Source organism: Streptomyces sp. MUM 2J, assembly GCF_022414535.1.
In the GTDB taxonomy this organism is placed as follows: domain Bacteria; phylum Actinomycetota; class Actinomycetes; order Streptomycetales; family Streptomycetaceae; genus Streptomyces.
The window spans coordinates 39,750-55,242 of record NZ_JADWYM010000021.1 but is presented as its reverse complement, the minus strand read 5'-3'; the positions used below and the strand labels follow the sequence as shown (position 1 = coordinate 55,242).

The 15,493-nt window shown below is 71.9% G+C and carries 15 protein-coding genes; 5 read left to right on the top strand and 10 right to left on the bottom strand.

Annotated elements, in window-relative coordinates:
* Positions 1 to 22 precede the first annotated feature (22 nt).
* The gene (locus tag I3F54_RS18310; RefSeq protein ID WP_240119886.1) at positions 23 to 1,147 is read right to left on the bottom strand and encodes a zinc-dependent metalloprotease; all 1,125 of its coding nucleotides are present in this window, start codon (positions 1,145 to 1,147) and stop codon (positions 23 to 25) included.
* A 144-nt stretch (positions 1,148 to 1,291) separates the two neighbouring features.
* The gene (gene dacB / locus I3F54_RS18305; protein WP_240119885.1) at positions 1,292 to 2,896 is read right to left on the bottom strand and encodes a D-alanyl-D-alanine carboxypeptidase/D-alanyl-D-alanine-endopeptidase; all 1,605 of its coding nucleotides are present in this window, start codon (positions 2,894 to 2,896) and stop codon (positions 1,292 to 1,294) included.
* A 79-nt stretch (positions 2,897 to 2,975) separates the two neighbouring features.
* Here dacB and I3F54_RS18300 point away from each other — a divergent pair, with 79 nt between their 5' ends.
* Together I3F54_RS18300 and I3F54_RS18295 are read left to right on the top strand one after the other, a co-directional pair.
* Positions 2,976 to 3,467, top strand: a complete 492-nt coding sequence (locus tag I3F54_RS18300) for an inorganic diphosphatase (protein WP_189303680.1) — start codon at positions 2,976 to 2,978, stop codon at positions 3,465 to 3,467.
* 130 nt (positions 3,468 to 3,597) lie between these two features.
* The gene (locus tag I3F54_RS18295; RefSeq protein WP_240119884.1) at positions 3,598 to 5,259 is read left to right on the top strand and encodes a threonine/serine exporter ThrE family protein; all 1,662 of its coding nucleotides are present in this window, start codon (positions 3,598 to 3,600) and stop codon (positions 5,257 to 5,259) included.
* 119 nt (positions 5,260 to 5,378) lie between these two features.
* On the opposite strand, the gene I3F54_RS18290 is transcribed toward I3F54_RS18295, so the two are convergent.
* The gene (locus I3F54_RS18290) at positions 5,379 to 6,449 is read right to left on the bottom strand and encodes a DedA family protein (RefSeq protein WP_240119883.1); all 1,071 of its coding nucleotides are present in this window, start codon (positions 6,447 to 6,449) and stop codon (positions 5,379 to 5,381) included.
* 132 nt (positions 6,450 to 6,581) lie between these two features.
* On the opposite strand from I3F54_RS18290, the gene I3F54_RS18285 reads away from it, so the two are divergent.
* Together I3F54_RS18285 and I3F54_RS18280 are read left to right on the top strand one after the other, a co-directional pair.
* Positions 6,582 to 6,947 (top strand): YbjQ family protein, encoded by a 366-nt coding sequence (locus I3F54_RS18285; protein ID WP_240119882.1) that lies wholly within the window; start codon positions 6,582 to 6,584, stop codon positions 6,945 to 6,947.
* 283 nt (positions 6,948 to 7,230) lie between these two features.
* A complete protein-coding gene (locus I3F54_RS18280; RefSeq protein ID WP_240119881.1) occupies positions 7,231 to 8,643 on the top strand; it encodes a glutamate decarboxylase in 1,413 nt (470 codons plus the stop codon).
* A 36-nt stretch (positions 8,644 to 8,679) separates the two neighbouring features.
* Here the strand turns inward: I3F54_RS18280 and I3F54_RS18275 are convergent, their stop codons facing one another.
* The 6 genes from I3F54_RS18275 to I3F54_RS18250 form a co-directional block, all read right to left on the bottom strand.
* Positions 8,680 to 9,438, bottom strand: coding sequence for an ABC transporter permease (locus I3F54_RS18275; RefSeq protein WP_240119880.1), 759 nt, complete (start codon positions 9,436 to 9,438; stop codon positions 8,680 to 8,682).
* Positions 9,438 to 10,430 (bottom strand): ATP-binding cassette domain-containing protein, encoded by a 993-nt coding sequence (locus I3F54_RS18270; protein WP_240119879.1) that lies wholly within the window; start codon positions 10,428 to 10,430, stop codon positions 9,438 to 9,440. Before I3F54_RS18270 ends, I3F54_RS18275 begins: the two co-directional genes overlap by 1 nt.
* Positions 10,431 to 10,503: 73 nt before the next feature.
* Positions 10,504 to 11,145 (bottom strand): PadR family transcriptional regulator, encoded by a 642-nt coding sequence (locus I3F54_RS18265; RefSeq protein ID WP_240119878.1) that lies wholly within the window; start codon positions 11,143 to 11,145, stop codon positions 10,504 to 10,506.
* Positions 11,146 to 11,155: 10 nt separating this feature from the next.
* On the bottom strand, positions 11,156 to 11,707 hold the full coding sequence (locus tag I3F54_RS18260) for a DinB family protein (RefSeq protein ID WP_240119877.1): 552 nt from the start codon (positions 11,705 to 11,707) through the stop codon (positions 11,156 to 11,158).
* Between the two features lie 115 nt (positions 11,708 to 11,822).
* The gene (locus I3F54_RS18255; protein ID WP_240119876.1) at positions 11,823 to 13,286 is read right to left on the bottom strand and encodes an aldehyde dehydrogenase family protein; all 1,464 of its coding nucleotides are present in this window, start codon (positions 13,284 to 13,286) and stop codon (positions 11,823 to 11,825) included.
* Between the two features lie 113 nt (positions 13,287 to 13,399).
* Positions 13,400 to 14,224, bottom strand: coding sequence for a helix-turn-helix transcriptional regulator (locus I3F54_RS18250; protein WP_240119943.1), 825 nt, complete (start codon positions 14,222 to 14,224; stop codon positions 13,400 to 13,402).
* A 376-nt stretch (positions 14,225 to 14,600) separates the two neighbouring features.
* Between I3F54_RS18250 and I3F54_RS18245 the strand changes: the two genes are divergently transcribed.
* On the top strand, positions 14,601 to 15,080 hold the full coding sequence (locus I3F54_RS18245; RefSeq protein ID WP_240119875.1) for an ATP-binding protein: 480 nt from the start codon (positions 14,601 to 14,603) through the stop codon (positions 15,078 to 15,080).
* A 113-nt stretch (positions 15,081 to 15,193) separates the two neighbouring features.
* Here the strand turns inward: I3F54_RS18245 and I3F54_RS18240 are convergent, their stop codons facing one another.
* Positions 15,194 to 15,463: a DUF397 domain-containing protein gene (locus tag I3F54_RS18240; protein WP_240119874.1), complete on the bottom strand. Its 270-nt coding sequence runs from the start codon at positions 15,461 to 15,463 to the stop codon at positions 15,194 to 15,196.
* Between the last annotated feature and the right edge of the window lie 30 nt (positions 15,464 to 15,493).

Sequence of the window (15,493 nt, the reverse complement as noted above, 5' to 3'; positions counted from 1 at the left end):
CGCACGACGTTCGCCCCGCGGCTCACGTCTCCGGCGTGTGGTGCACCCGCGCGACCCACTCCGCCGGCCTGGCGAGCTCCGCCTTGGTGGGGAGGGTGTTGGGCGAGGTCCACACGCGGTTGAAGCCGTCCATGCCGACCTGGTCGACGACGGCCCGCACGAAGCGTTCGCCGTCCCGGTACTGCCGCAGCTTGGCGTCCAGGCCCAGCAGTTTGCGCAGGGCGAGATCGAGGCGGGAGGCGCCCTTGGCGCGGCGCTGCTGGAACTTCTCGCGGATCTCGGAGACGGTCGGCACGACGTCCGGGCCGACCCCGTCCATGACGAAGTCGGCGTGCCCCTCCAGCAGGGACATCACGGCGGTGAGGCGGCCGAGGACCTCCCGCTGGGTGGGCGTCTGCACCAGCTCGACCAGGGACCGGCCGCCGTCGTCGTCCTCACCCTCGGGACGGCCACCGGCGAGTGTCTGGGCGGCGTCGCGGACGCGTTCCAGGACGGTCATCGGGTCGACGTCGGTCTCCGCCAGGAAGGCCTGGATCTCGCCCTCCAGATGGTCGCGCAGCCACGGCACCGCGGAGAACTGCGTGCGGTGCGTCTCCTCGTGCAGGCACACCCACAGGCGGAAGTCGTGCGGCTGCACGTCGAGTTCGCGCTCGACGTGCACGATGTTCGGGGCGACCAGCAGCAGCCGTCCGCCGCCGTTCTCACCGGCCGGCAGGTCGCGGGTGGCGGGGGCGAAGGTCTCGTACTGACCGAGCACGCGGGAGGCCAGGAAGGACAGCAGCATCCCGAGTTCGACCCCGGTCACCTTGCCGCCGACGGCTCCGAGGACCGCGCCGCCGGTGCTGTTGCCGCGACGCTCCTGCATCTTCTCCAGCAGCGGCCTGAGGATCTCCCGGAATCCGGCGACGTTCGCCCGCACCCAGCCGGGGCGGTCGACGACGAGGACCGGGGTGTCGTGGGTGACCTCGGTGCCCATCCGGGTGAAGCCCCGCACGTGCTCCTCCGAGGACTTCGCATGGCGGCGCAGCTCCGCGACGACGGCCCTGGCCTCGTCACGGCTCACCTCGGGGCCCGGCCGCACGAGCCGGGTCGCGGTCGCCACCGCGAGATTCCAGTCGACCATCTCGGCTCCACCGATGCTCGTCATGCGTCAACGGTACGTGAGCTCCGCCCCCGGGGGCAGGCCGTGGGAGGGGCCGGAGGTGCCGAAGATGCCGGGCCCGCCGCCTGCGGTGCCCCGGGGCGCCGCAGGCGGCGGGCCCGGCCGCGGGGCGTGCGGGGCGTGCGGCGCTCAGTGGCAGCCGCATCCCGCCACTGCCGTCGCCGCCTTGTCCAGCGCCTTCTGCGCCGCCCAGGGGTCTGTCGTCCCCGAGGCGAGGAAGGCGAAGGCCAGAAGGCGCCCGTCCTGGTCCACGACGGTCCCGGCGAGGGTGTTCACGCCGGTCAGGGTGCCGGTCTTGGCACGCACGACGCCGGCCGCCCCGTCGGTGTATCGGCTGGTCAGCGTGCCGGTGAAGCCCGCCACCGGCAGGCCGGTGAGGACGGGCCGGAGATCGGGGCGCGCGGGGTCGCCCGCCTCGACGAGCAGGGCGGTCAGCAGGCCCGCGGTGAGACGGTCGGTGCGGTCGAGGCCGCTGCCGTCGTGGAAGACGGCACCCGTCAGCGGCAGGCCCAGCTTCTGCAGCTGGGCGCGGACGGCCCGGCCCGCGCCTGCGAAGTCGGGGCGTTCGCCCGTCGCGGCGGCGGTCTGGCGGGCGAGGGCCTCGGCGATGTCGTTGTCACTGTGGGTGAGCATCCGCTCCACGATGCGGGACAGCGGCGGGGAGGACACCGTCGCGAGGGTCCGGGCGCGGCCGGTGGCCTTCGAGGGGCCCGGGGAGGTGGTCTTGATGCCGTGCTCCGCCAGGAACCCGGCGAACGAGCGCGTCGCGGCCACCGCCGGGTCCGCCACGCGGTGCGCGGGTCCGCTGGTGGAGCCGTCGGCGCGGCCCTCGTCGGCCGCCAGGGCGCTGACACGGGCGAGGTTGCCGTTGACCCCGATGGGGTGAAGTCCGGACCCGGCGAACAGGGTGGTGTCGTACGACAGCGTCACGTTCCGCACGCCCTGCTTCTTCAGGGCCGCGGCGGTGTCCGCGGCCAGCGTGCGCAGGTCGGCCCACCCGTCGGTCTTCTCGCGTGCGGTGAGCGTGGGGTCGCCGCCGCCGACCAGGACGAGTTCCCCGGTGTCGGGCTCCAGCGCGGCACGGGTGGTGAAGCGGTGGTCAGGGCCCAGGGCGGACAGCGCGGCGACCGCGGTGGCGATCTTCGTGGTCGACGCGGGCGTCAGGCCCTGCGCGGCACCGGCGCCGTACAGGCGCTCGCCGGTGGCGACGTCGACGACCGCGGCCGCGTGGCGGGTGCCGAGTGCGGGCGTGTCGAGCAGCGGGCCCAGTACGGCGGCGAGGGCCTTGGCGTCCAGGGCCTTCGGCGCCGACTTCACGGTGTTGGCTCCGCCGCCCAGGCCCGTGAGGACGACGGCGGCGCTCGGGGCGGGCCGGGGACCTGCGGTCGCGGTGCCGGAGGTGTGGCCGTGATCTGCGCCACCCGTGTGCTCCTGCGCGGCCGCCCGCTCCCGCTCGGCCGTACGCTGACCCGTGGCGTCCCAGGGACCCACGGCGGTCACCACACCGGCGGCCAGCGCCAGACCGGCGGTGGCCGCGCCCGCGGTGTACTGCCAGGTCTTGTTGGCGTTCGGCCGCGTCATGCGTGTGACGTGCGGTTTCGCGGACTGTGCAAGCCGCGCGACCCGCGGCCGGACGGCCGTCGCGGCACGTGCGAGACGCGGCCGTACGGCGGCGGCGAACCGTGCCGCGCGCGGTCGCGTGCCCCGCCAAGGCCTCAGTTCCGGCACGACCACCAGCCCCTTTCGCGATCACACACCTGCGTGAGGGACACTTAACCACCCGAAGTATGTGCTGATCATGGAGGAGCCACCGGTGGAGTTCGACGTCACGATCGAGATTCCGAAGGGTTCGCGCAACAAGTACGAGGTGGACCACGAGACCGGTCGGATCCGCCTGGACCGTCGACTCTTCACCTCGACCGCCTACCCGACCGACTACGGCTTCGTCGAGAACACCCTCGGCGAGGACGGCGACCCGCTGGACGCCCTGGTCATCCTGGACGAGCCCACCTTCCCGGGCTGCCTGATCCGCTGCCGTGCGATCGGCATGTTCCGCATGACCGACGAGGCGGGCGGCGACGACAAGCTGCTGTGCGTCCCGGCGACGGACCCGCGCGTGGAGCATCTGCGCGACATCCACCACGTCTCCGAGTTCGACCGCCTGGAGATCCAGCACTTCTTCGAGGTGTACAAGGACCTGGAGCCCGGCAAGTCCGTCGAGGGCGCCAACTGGGTCGGGCGCACCGACGCCGAGGCCGAGATCGAGCGGTCCTACAAGCGTTTCGAGGAGCAGGGCGGTCACTGAGCCACCGACTCCCGGACGGGCCGCACGCGCCGCGCGTGCGGCCCGTCCGCATATCGGCGTGCCCGCCCGGCCGGGGGCGTGTGCGCATACTGAGGCCAGATGGAGGTGTCGTAGAGGGAGTGCTTCGGAAGTGACGGAGACGGAGGACCGCAAACCACAGTCGGACGAGGCACGGAGCTCCTACGACTCCGACATCACGTCCGAGTTCGCCGTTCCGGCGGGGCTCGTCGCGCCCAGAGGCGGTACGGAGCCGGAGACGACGTCGGAGTTCGCCGTGCCCCGGGGCCTGGACGTGACGCAGGCACCCGCGGCCGAGCCGGAGGGATCGGCGTTCGACCCGCCGAGCACCTACCACGCCAAGGGCGCACCGACGGCCTTCACCCCGGCTTCCGGGATCCCCTCGGCCGGCCTGGCCAAGGACGTGCCGTGGCAGGACCGGATGCGCACCATGCTGCGGATGTCGGTGACCGAGCGGCCGGCTCCGGAGCCGGTGCTACGGGTGGAGGAGGGCGGCCCGGCCGTCCCGCGCGTGCTCGACCTGACGCTGCGTATCGGCGAGCTGCTGCTGGCCGGCGGTGAGGGCGCCGAGGACGTGGAGGCGGCGATGTTCGCCGTCTGCCGCTCCTACGGGCTGGACCGCTGCGAACCCAACGTGACCTTCACCCTGCTGGCGATCTCCTACCAGCCGTCGCTGGTGGAGGACCCGGTGACGGCGTCCCGGACGGTACGGCGGCGCGGCACCGACTACACACGCCTGGCGGCCGTGTTCCAGCTCGTGGACGACCTCAGCGACCCCGAGACCCATGTCTCCCTGGAGGAGGCCTACCGGCGGCTCGCGGAGATAAGGCGCAACCGGCACCCCTACCCGACCTGGGTGCTGACCCTGGCGAGTGGGCTGCTCGCCGGTGCGGCCTCGGTGCTGGTCGGCGGTGGCCCGCTGGTGTTCGTCGCGGCGGCGATCGGCGCCATGCTCGGCGACCGGCTGGCGTGGCTGTCCGCGGGGCGCGGGCTGCCGGAGTTCTACCAGTTCACGGCGGCGGCGATGCCGCCCGCGGCGGTGGGTGTCGCGCTCACGCTGGCGCACGTCGACGTGAAGGCCTCCGCGGTCATCACCGGTGGGCTCTTCGCGCTGCTGCCCGGACGGGCGCTGGTGGCCGGCGTGCAGGACGGGCTGACCGGCTTCTACATCACCGCCTCGGCGCGGCTGCTGGAGGTCCTGTACCTCTTCGTGGGCATCGTCGTCGGCGTGCTGGTGGTGCTCTATCTGGGAGTGCAGCTGGACGCCCGCCTCAACCCCGACGCCGCGCTGAGCATCTCCGAACGACCGCTGTGGCAGATCGGCGCGGCGATGCTGCTGTCGCTCACGTTCGCGGTGCTGCTCCAGCAGGAACGGTCCACCGTGCTGGCCGTGACCCTGAACGGGGGCATCGCCTGGACGGTGTACGGCGCGATGCGCTACACGGGCGACCTCTCACCGGTCGCCTCCACGGCGGCGGCGGCGGGGCTGGTGGGGCTGTTCGGGCAGTTGCTGTCGCGCTACCGGTTCGCTTCCGCGCTGCCCTACACGACCGCCGCGATCGGGCCGCTGCTGCCGGGTTCGGCCACCTACTTCGGGCTGCTGGCCATCGCGCAGAACGAGGTGGACAAGGGGCTGGCTTCCCTGACCAAGGCGGCGGCGCTCGCCATGGCCATCGCCATCGGGGTCAACCTCGGGTCGGAGGTCTCCCGGCTGTTCCTCCAGGTCGGGTCTGCTGAGAAGCGGCGGGCGGCGAAACGGACGCGCGGCTTCTGAGCTACCGGTGCCCCGGGCGGCCACCCGCGGCGGCACGGGGCCGCGCAGACCGTACCTCCGCATCGGGCCCGCATCGGCTGGCGTCACGGGCGCGCGCCCCTGCCCGTGGGACGGGGCTGTCAGCCCTGGTCGTACGGGTACTGGCCGTCGTAGGGCTGCTGGCGGCCGTACCCCTGCTGAGGCTGACCGTAGCCCTGCTGGGGCTGACCGTAGCCCTGCTGGGGCTGGGGCGGGTACGGCTGCTGGGGCTGAGGCTGGGACTGGGCGGCGTACGGCTGCTGGGGCTGGGGCGCGTACGGCTGCTGGGGCTGAGGCGCGTACGGCTGCTGGGGCTGGGGCTGGGGCGCGTACGGCTGCTGGGGCTGAGGGGCGTACGGCTGCTGCTGGTGACCGTGGGCGGGATGGGCGCCGTACTGGGCGCTGTACCCGCTGGTGCCGCCCTGGTCCTGCTGGGGCGGCTGGGCCGGGTCGACGCGGCGCAGCCGGGTCGTGGCGTCGTCCATGACCGGCGGGCGACCGCCGGCGGAGTGCCCGGCGGCGGGCTGCACGTCTGCGGGCTGCCCGGCGGCGCGCTTCCTCTTGGCGCGCTCGCGCAGGTATTCGATGGCGATCGGCACCACGGAGACCAGCACGATGAGGACGAGGATCGCCTCGACGTTGCGCTTGATGACGTCGATCTGGCCGAGCCAGTAACCCGCCAGGGTGACACCCGTGCCCCAGGCTGCGCCGCCGACGACGTTGTACGTGAAGAACGTGCGGTACTTCATCCGGCCGGCGCCGGCCACGATCGGCGCGAACGTCCGCACGATTGGCACGAACCGGGCGAGGACGATGGCCTTGGGACCGTACCGCTCCATGAACTCGTGGGCCTTGTCCAGGTTCTCCTGCTTGAAGAGCCGGGAATCGGGCCGGCTGAACAACTTCGGGCCGAAGAACTTGCCGATCATGTAGCCCACCTGGTCGCCGAGGACGGCGGCCAGCACGATCAGGGTGCACACCAGCCACAGCGGCTGGCTGATGTACTGCCCCTGCGCCACGAAGAGGCCCGCGGTGAACAACAGGGAGTCGCCGGGCAGGAAGGCGAAGAGGCCGGACTCGGCGAAGACGATCAGCAGGATGCCCGCCAGGCTGAAGGTCTGGATCAGGTAGTCCGGGCTGAGCCACTCGGGGCCGAGCGCAAGCGTGGTCACGGGACTGTGGCTCCTGCTGATGGGGGACGGGCGGGGTTGGCCGCCCAAAAGTATCAACGCAGCGGTCGTGGCCCAGGTTCCACGCGCGCTCCCAGGATGCACTGTGGCGGGGCTGGGGCAAAGCTGTGAGCCATGGGTATTGACGACTACGGCGGTGGCCAGAGCCCTCGGCCGGACGTGCTCGTGGTGACGACGAACGACGTTCCGGGCCGTCGGGTCCAGGAGGTCCTCGGCGAGGTCTTCGGACTGACCGTGCGGTCCCGCCATGTGGGGAGCCAGATCGGCGCCGGTCTGAAATCGATGATCGGGGGTGAGCTCAAGGGGCTCACCAAGACCCTGGTCCAGACCCGCAACCAGGCCATGGAGCGGCTCGTCGAACAGGCACGCGCGCGCGGCGCGAACGCCGTGCTGATGTTCCGTTTCGACGTGACCGAGGCGGCTGACGTGGGCACCGAGGTGTGCGCGTACGGCACGGCGGTGATCCTCGCCCCGGAGTAGTCCGCCACCCGGGGGACGCACAGCGGCACCGCCGGGGCCCCGCCTCGGCGGTGGTCCCCGTCGCACGCCCCGGCGGCACCCGGGGATCCGGAGAACAGGCACCCGGCGGGACCAGAGGGGCACCCGTGCCCGGAACGGCCGGGGCAACCACCGGCCGGTGGGGCCGGGAGGCACGCTTGTGGGGTGACCGGGAAGACTGGGAGATCCGGGAACACCGGGAGAACTCGGAGAACTCGGAGAACTCAGGGAACTCAGAGAACTCAGAGAACTGGGAGACGCGCCCATGGCGTTGCACAAAGGCCCCGAGAAGCCCGACGAGCGCACTGTGTCCGTGAACCCCTTCTACGGGGAGGCGAATCCGCTGGGCGGCATGACCGAGGCGCCGCCCAAGCACCGGCTGCCGCAGGCGCCCATGCCGCCCATGACGGCCCACCAGCTCGTGCGCGACGAGCTGATGCTGGACGGGAACTCCCGCCTGAACCTGGCGACCTTCGTCACCACCTGGATGGAGCCCGAGGCGGGCATCCTGATGGCCGAGTGCCGCGACAAGAACATGATCGACAAGGACGAGTACCCGCGTACCGCGGAACTGGAGCGCCGTTGCGTGGCCATGCTCGCGGACCTGTGGAACGCGCCGGACCCGTCGTCCGCGGTCGGCTGTTCGACGACCGGCTCCAGCGAGGCGTGCATGCTGGCCGGTATGGCCCTGAAGCGGCGGTGGGCCCAGCGCAACGCGGACCGGTACCCCGGCGGGGGCGCCCGCCCGAACCTGGTCATGGGCGTCAACGTCCAGGTGTGCTGGGAGAAGTTCTGCAACTTCTGGGAGGTGGAGGCCCGGCAGGTGCCGATGGAGGGCGACCGCTACCACCTCGACGCGCAGGCGGCGGCCGACCTCTGCGACGAGAACACCATCGGGGTCGTCGGCATCCTCGGCTCCACCTTCGACGGGTCCTACGAACCCGTCGAGGAGTTGTGCGCGGCGCTGGACGACCTCCAGGAGCGCACCGGGCTCGACATCCCGGTGCACGTCGACGGTGCTTCCGGTGGCATGATCGCCCCGTTCCTCGACCCGGACCTGAAGTGGGACTTCCGGCTGCCGCGGGTGGCGTCGATCAACACCTCGGGGCACAAGTACGGGCTGGTCTATCCGGGGGTCGGCTGGGCGCTGTGGCGGGACGCCGAGGCGCTGCCGGAGGACCTGGTGTTCCGGGTCAACTACCTGGGCGGCGACATGCCGACCTTCGCGCTCAACTTCTCCCGCCCGGGCGCCCAGGTCGTCGCCCAGTACTACACGTTCCTGCGGCTGGGCCGCGAGGGCTACCGCGCGGTGCAGCAGGCCTCACGGGACGTGGCCCGGAGTGTCGCCGAGCGGGTGGAGGAGTTCGGCGACTTCCGGCTGCTGACCCGGGGCGACCAGTTGCCGGTGTTCGCCTTCACCACGGCGCCGGAGGTGCGGGCCTTCGACGTGTTCGACGTCTCCCGGCGGCTGCGCGAGAAGGGCTGGCTGGTGCCGGCGTACACCTTCCCGCCCCACCGCGAGGACCTGTCCGTGCTGCGGGTCGTGTGCCGCAACGGCTTCTCGTCGGACCTCGGCGACCTGTTCCTGGCCGACCTGTCCCAGCTGCTGCCGGAGCTGCGCCGGCAGCCGCGTCCACAGACACCGGACAGGGCGGCGGCCACCGGCTTCCACCACTGAGCGCTCCGGGCCGTCGGGCCGTTCGGACCGCGGCGGTCAGCCACCCAGCCGGGCGAACCTCCGCACCGCCAGGGGGAGGAACACCGCCAGCAGCCCCACCGGCCACGCCACCGCCGCCCACAGGTGGCCCGGCTCCCCGCCGGGGCCGCCGAGCAGATCGCGTACGGCCGTCGCCGTGTGGGACATCGGGTTCCAGGCGACGGCCGTGCCGAGCCAGTCCGGCATGGACCGGGGGGCGGCGAGCGCGTTGGAGAGGAAGCCGACCGGCCACACGAGGATCTGGACGGCCTGCACCATCTCCGGCCTGCCCGCCACCAGCGCCAGGTGGATACCGATCCACAGCATCGCGAACCGGAACAGCAGGAGCAGACCCACGGCGCCGAGGAGCGCGGCCGGTCCGGCGTGTGTGCGCCAGCCCAGCGCCAGGCCGACGCCGAGGAGGACGGCCAGCGCGAGCGCCGACTGGAGCATGTCGGCGGCCGAGCGGCCCACCAGGACCGCGCAGTCGGCCATGGGGAGCGAGCGGAAGCGATCGATGACGCCCCGGCCGAGGTCCTGGGTGACGTTGAGCATCGTGCCCTCCAGGCCGAAGGCCATGGTGAGCGCGAGCATCCCGGGGAGGAGGTAGGGGAGGTAGGCGCCGTCGACGCCTCGCCCGCCGCCGATGAGGTAACCGAACATCAGCAGGATCATCACCGGGAAGAGCAGGCCGACCAGCACGGTGGCGGGCTGCCGGGTCCAGTGGGCGACTTCGCGGCGCGTCATCGTCCAGGAGTCGGTCAGGGTGTGGGGCATCACGCGGTCTCCTTCGGGCGACGGCCGGCCGGGGCGCCGACTCGGGTGCCCTCACCGGCTCCGGAGCCGGTGAGGTGCAGGAAGACCTCGTCGAGGGTCGGACGGCGCAGGCCGACGTCCTCCGCGTCGATACCGGCCTCCTCCAGGGCGCGTACGGCGCCGGTGAGAGCCGCCATCCGGTCGGTGACGGGCGCGCTGAGCAGCCGGCGGTCCGGGTCGACGGAGACGGCGTCCTTCGGCAGGGGCAGCACGGCGACGGCGGCCCCGAGGGCGCCGGCATCACGCAGGACGACGTCGATGCGGTCGCCGCCGGTGCGGGCCTTGAGCTCGTCGGGCGTGCCGTCGGCGACGGCCCTGCCCCCATCGACGACCGAGACCCGGTCGGCGAGTTGGTCGGCCTCCTCCAGGTACTGGGTGGTGAGCAGCACGGTCGTGCCACCGCCGGCCAGGGCGCGGACCGCCGCCCACACCTCGGCTCGCCCGCGGGGATCGAGGCCGGTGGTGGGTTCGTCGAGGTAGAGCACTTCCGGCTCGGTGATCAGGGCCGCGGCGAGGTCGAGACGGCGCCGCATGCCGCCGCTGTACCGGGCGACCTGCTTGCGGCCGGTGCCGGCCAGGTCGAAGCGGGCCAGCAGTTCGCCGGCGCGGGCCCGGGCGCGGCGGGCGCCCAGGTGGTGGAGGCGGCCGAACAGCTCCAGGTTCTGACGGCCGTCGAGCTGCTCGTCGACGGCGGCGTACTGGCCGAGCAGGCCGATGCGGGAGCGGACCTCGCGGGTCTGCCCCACCACCTCGTGCCCGGCCACCCGGACACGCCCGGAGTCCGGGCGGAGCAGGGTGGCGAGGATGCGGACCAGGGTGGTCTTGCCGGCTCCGTTGGGGCCGAGCACCGCGTGCACGCTGCCGGACGCGACCGTGAGGTCGAGCCCGTCCAGTGCGTGTGTGTCTCCGTAGCGCTTCCGGGCTGCCTCGACGGTGATCGCCGGATGGGTCACAGGACGCTCCTCACTAGTCAAACTTGACTAATACCCTGAAGATAACGCGCCCTTTCTTATTGGTCAAACTTGATTAGCCGGCGTCCCCGGGATGCCGCTCTCCCGTCGCGTACGGGTTCTCCTCGCCGTCGGCCAGAACGCCGACGAACGGTTCGCCCTCCCCCGCGAAGGTGTAGGCGCCGCCCTCGATGCGGTCGACGAGGCCGCGGGTCCAGGCGGCCTCGCCGTCCGCCGTGTGGACCCACATGTTCATGATCTCGCCGATGTGGCCCAGCCTCTCGGGGCCGCCCTCGGGCACGTAGTGCTCGGTGACGGTGTCGCGCCACTCCGCGAGGCGGCGCAGCCGCTCCTGCAACAGCCGCACCACCTCACCGCGCTCCAGATCGACCATGAAGCCGATCGCCGAGGAGAGCATGTCGATGTTCCCCTCGCGGGCCACCAGGGCCTCGCGCAGGAGGCGGAAGTACTCCTCGGTGCCCGCCCCGGTGATCTCGTACTCGACGCGGGGCGGACCGCCGGCGGTGGAGGGGGCGATCTCGTGCGCGTGCAGCAGGCCCTGCTTGGCCATCTGCTTCAGGGCGTGGTAGATCGAGCCGGGCTTGGCGTGGGACCACTCGTGCGCGCCCCAGTACTCCAGGTCGTTGCGCACCTGGTAGCCGTGGGCCCGCCCGTGCTGGCGGACGGCGCCCAGCACGAGGAGACGGATCGCTGACATGCGCTCCAGGTTAGGACCCGGAGGCCGACTCCCGTTCCGCGGCCACCAGCTCGAACGCCGTCCTCCCGTCGAGGGACTCGCGGATGATGTCGGCGTGCCCGGCGTGGCGGGCCGTCTCCCGGATCAGGTGCAGGCAGAGCCAGCGCATCGACACCCGGCCCTCGGGCGGGAACCAGGGCTGATCGGGCAGGGCGAAGGTGTCGTCCAGGCTCGGCACGCCCCGGACGAAGGCCTCCGTCCCGGCGGCGACCTTCTCCCAGTACGCCAGTTGCGAGGCGAGCGTCTCGTCGCCGACCAGGCGGAAACACTCCTCCCAGGTCGTCTCGTCCCGCTCCACCGCCGGGGCCTCGCCCCGGGCGCGCGCGATCCAGGCCTGCTCGACCTCGGCGACGTGCTTGACCAGTCCGGCCAGAGACAGGGCGCTGGCGCTGGGCCGGGAGGACGCCTGCTCGTCGGTGAGCCCGAGCACGGACCGCCGGATGCCGCCGCGCTGTTCGGCCAGGAAGGCCAACAGCGCGCCGCGCTCGGCGCCGTACTCCTCCGCCGGAACATGAGTGACCATGATCAGCCGCCTTTCGCCGGGATGCGCCGAAGGGACCTCCTCCGGCGGGCTTCCACGACGCTACGGGGGAATGAGGTCAGCTCCTGTCCGCATGGCCGGGCGGCGACCGCGCGGGTCAGGACGGGAACGCGCTCCGGCCGTGCTGCACCGAGATCCACTTCAGGGTGGTGAAGGCGTCGAGCGTGGACTCGCCGCCCAGGCGGCCGATGCCGGGGCCCTCCTCGCCGCCGAAGGGGACGAGGGGCTCGACGTGGACGGCGCCGTCGTTCACGTGGACCGTCCCGGCCTCGATACGCCGGGCGAAGGCCACGCCCCGCTCGACGTCGGCGGTGTGGACGGAGCCGCTGAGGCCGTTGGGGGTGTCGTTGAGGATGCGGACGGCCTCCTCCTCGCCGTCGAAGGGGACGAGGAGGGCGACCGGGCCGAGGATCTCCCGGTGCAGGAGGGAGGAGTCGGCGGGCACGTCGGTCAGGACGCTCGGGCCGACGAGGTTGTCCGCGGTCCGCCCACGGACCAGGACCGTGGCCCCCTCGGCCTCGGCCTGCTCGATCGTCGCGGAGATCGCGCCGGCCTGGAGGGAGTTGAGGACGGGGCCGATCACCGTCCGCGGATCGCGCGGGTCGCCGGTTCTCAGGGTGCGCACCTCGGCGACGTACTTCTCGGTGAACTCCGCGGCGACCGTGCGGTCCACCAGGACGCGGTGGGCGGCCATGCAGATCCGGCCCTGGTCGGCGTAGCGGCTGAAGACGGCGGCGTCGACGGCGTAGTCCAGATCGGCGTCGTCGAGGACGACCAGTGCGCTGCTGCCGCCGAGTTCGAGGACGGCGCGCTTGAGCTGTCCGGCGCAGACGGTGGCGATGTGGCGGCCGACCTTGTCGGAGCCGGTGAAGGAGATGACCCCGGGGACCGGGTGCTCGATGAAGGCGTCGCCGATCTCCGCGATGTCGGTGAGCACGACGTTGAGCAGTCCGGGCGGCAGCCCCGCGTCCTCGAACAGCTTGGCGATCAGGGTGCCGCCGGTGACCGGGGTGTCCTGGTGCGGCTTCAGCACGACAGCGTTGCCGAGTGCGAGGGCCGCCGCGACCGGCTTGATCGACAACAGGAAGGGGAAGTCGAACGGGCTGATGACGCCGACGACGCCGACGGGCACCCGGTGGAGACGGTGCTCCTTGCCGGCCGCCCGCGCCGGCAGGACGCGGTCCTCGGCACCGAGGGCGAGCCGGGCGGCGTCCCGCAGGAACTCCTTGGCCAGGCCGATCTCGAAGGCGGCCCGGAGGCGGGTGCCGCCGAGCTCTTCGGCGACGATCGCGGCGATCTCGTCCGCACGCTCCTCCACCAGCCGCAGTGCGGCCTCGAAGACCGTCCGCCGGCCGGACGGGCCGGTCGCGGCCCAGGCCCGCTGGGCGCGCGCGGCGGCCCGGTACGCCTGGTCGACCTCGTCGGCCGTGGCTATCGGGATCGAGGCCAGCTTCTCGCCGTCGTAGGGATTGAAGTCGATGATGTCCCAGCTGCCGGTTCCGGGACGCCACTCACCGTCGATGTACTGCTGAGCCAGGTCGGTGAAGCAGGACGACGACATGTGATCCCTCAATCCGTCCGATCAGCCTGATCACCTGTCATCGTACTGACGATTCACCGGAGTTGAAGGTACACCGGCAGGTCCGGCGACATGCTCCGCCCGCCGCCGGCGCCCTACGACAGCTGGAGCAGCCCGCGCAGCACGTCCCGGCTCTCGGCCGGCCCGGGGCTGTCCTGCTGGAGTTCCTTCAGCGCCTGCTCGTACTGCAGGACGTCCTCGCGCTTGTCCAGGTAGAGGGCGCTGGTGAGCTGCTCCAGGAAGACGACGTCCGACAGGTCGGACTCGGGGAAGCTGAGGACGGTGAAGGCACCGGACTCGCCCGAGTGGCCGCCGAAGCTGAACGGCATGACCTGCAGGCGCACGTTGGGCCGCTCGGACATGTCGATCAGGTGCTGCAACTGCTCGCGCATCACCGCGCGGTCGCCGTAGGGACGGCGCAGGGCGGCCTCGTCCAGGACGATGTGGAACTCGGGGGCGTTCTCGGTGACGAGGTACTTCTGCCGCTCCAGCCGCAGCGCGACGCGCTTCTCGACGTCCGCGTCGCTGGCGCCCCTCATGCCGCGCCGGACCACCGCACGGGCGTACGCCTCGGTCTGCAGCAGACCGTGCACGAACTGCACCTCGTACACACGGATCAGGGAGGCGGCGCCCTCCAGGCCCACGTAGGTGGGGAACCAGTTGGGCAGCACGTCGGAGTAACTGTGCCACCAGCCCGCGACATTGGCCTCACGGGCAAGGGCGACGAGTGCGTTGCGCTCCGCCTCGTCCGTGATGCCGTACAGCGTCAGCAAGTCCTCCACATCCCTCGTCTTGAAGCTCACCCGGCCCAGCTCCATCCGGCTGATCTTCGACTCGGAGGCACGGATCGAGTACCCCGCCGCCTCGCGGGTGATCCCGCGCGCCTCACGCAGTCGCCTGAGTTGCGAGCCGAGCAGCATGCGTCGCACCACCGATCCGGGCTCTCCCGCGCTCACGTTCGCCTGCCTCCCCAACCGTCTTCAGGAGCCGAAGTCTGCCACTAAAACACTTCGAGCAGTACTCGTCCGATTACAGAGAAGCAAAGAAGGAGAACCATCCGTTCTGCATCGGACCTGGGGCGGACACGGAAATGACGGAGGGAGGGCGGGAGTTGGGCGAGAGGGTGGCGGAAAAAATGGCCAAGAAGTGGTACGGGCAGGCCCAATTCGGTCACGTGCACGTGCATCTGCCCTTGCATCTGTAGTGCGCATCCGAAACCATGGTGCCGCGCCACCGCTGCATCGCAACGACCGCGAATTCCCGGGAGTGCCTCGCATGGGGACGAATGGATCGACCATGCTCGAGCCCTTACGGCAGGGCCTTCCTCCGCTGGACCCCGCGGCTGTGTCCGAGGCCGCCTCCTGCGCCCTCCCCGCCCGCTACGAAGCGGTGCGCGACGCACGGCACTTCACCCGCAAGACCCTCGACCAGTGGGAGCTCGGGGACCACTTCGACGACGTGTGCCTGGTCGTCTCGGAGCTGGTCACCAACGCCCTGCGGCACGCGGTCCCGGCGGTCCCCGTACGCGCGCCCGAACCGCAGCAGCCGGTGCGGCTGCACCTGCTGCGGTGGACCGGGCGCCTGGTGTGCGCCGTGCGCGACCCCAGCAAGGAGTCGCCCGTCACGCGGGAGGCCGACGACTTCTCCGCGGAGTCCGGCAGAGGACTCCTGCTCGTCGACTCGTTCAGCGACGGCTGGGGCTGGCACCCGCTCGCCGGCACCCTGGGCGGCAAGGTCGTCTGGGCGCTGTTCCGGCTGCGGCCCGACTCCGCATGAGAATCCGCGGCGCTCCCCCGCGCCACGGATCTACGCGCGTCACCGTGCGTCGTAGGGCGAATGCCCCGCGTTGTCCGCCGGCAGCGGCGGCCGGGAAGGGGGCCGGCGCCCCATCAGCCCGCGATGAGGTGGTCGAACTCGCCGTCCTTGATACCGAGCAGCATCGCCTCGATCTCCGCGCGGGTGTAGACGAGCGCCGGACCGTCGGGGAACCGCGAGTTCCGGACGGCCACGTCACCGCCCGGCAACCGGGCGAACTCCACGCAGGATCCCTGGGAGTTGCTGTGTCTGCTCTTCTGCCAGGCCGCCCCGTGCAGCTGCGTGGCGGCGATGCCGTTGTACACGCCGGACGCGTCGCGGGCGTCGTACACGTGGTGATCCACAGGTCGCTCCCCGGTGGTGCACTGGCTGAT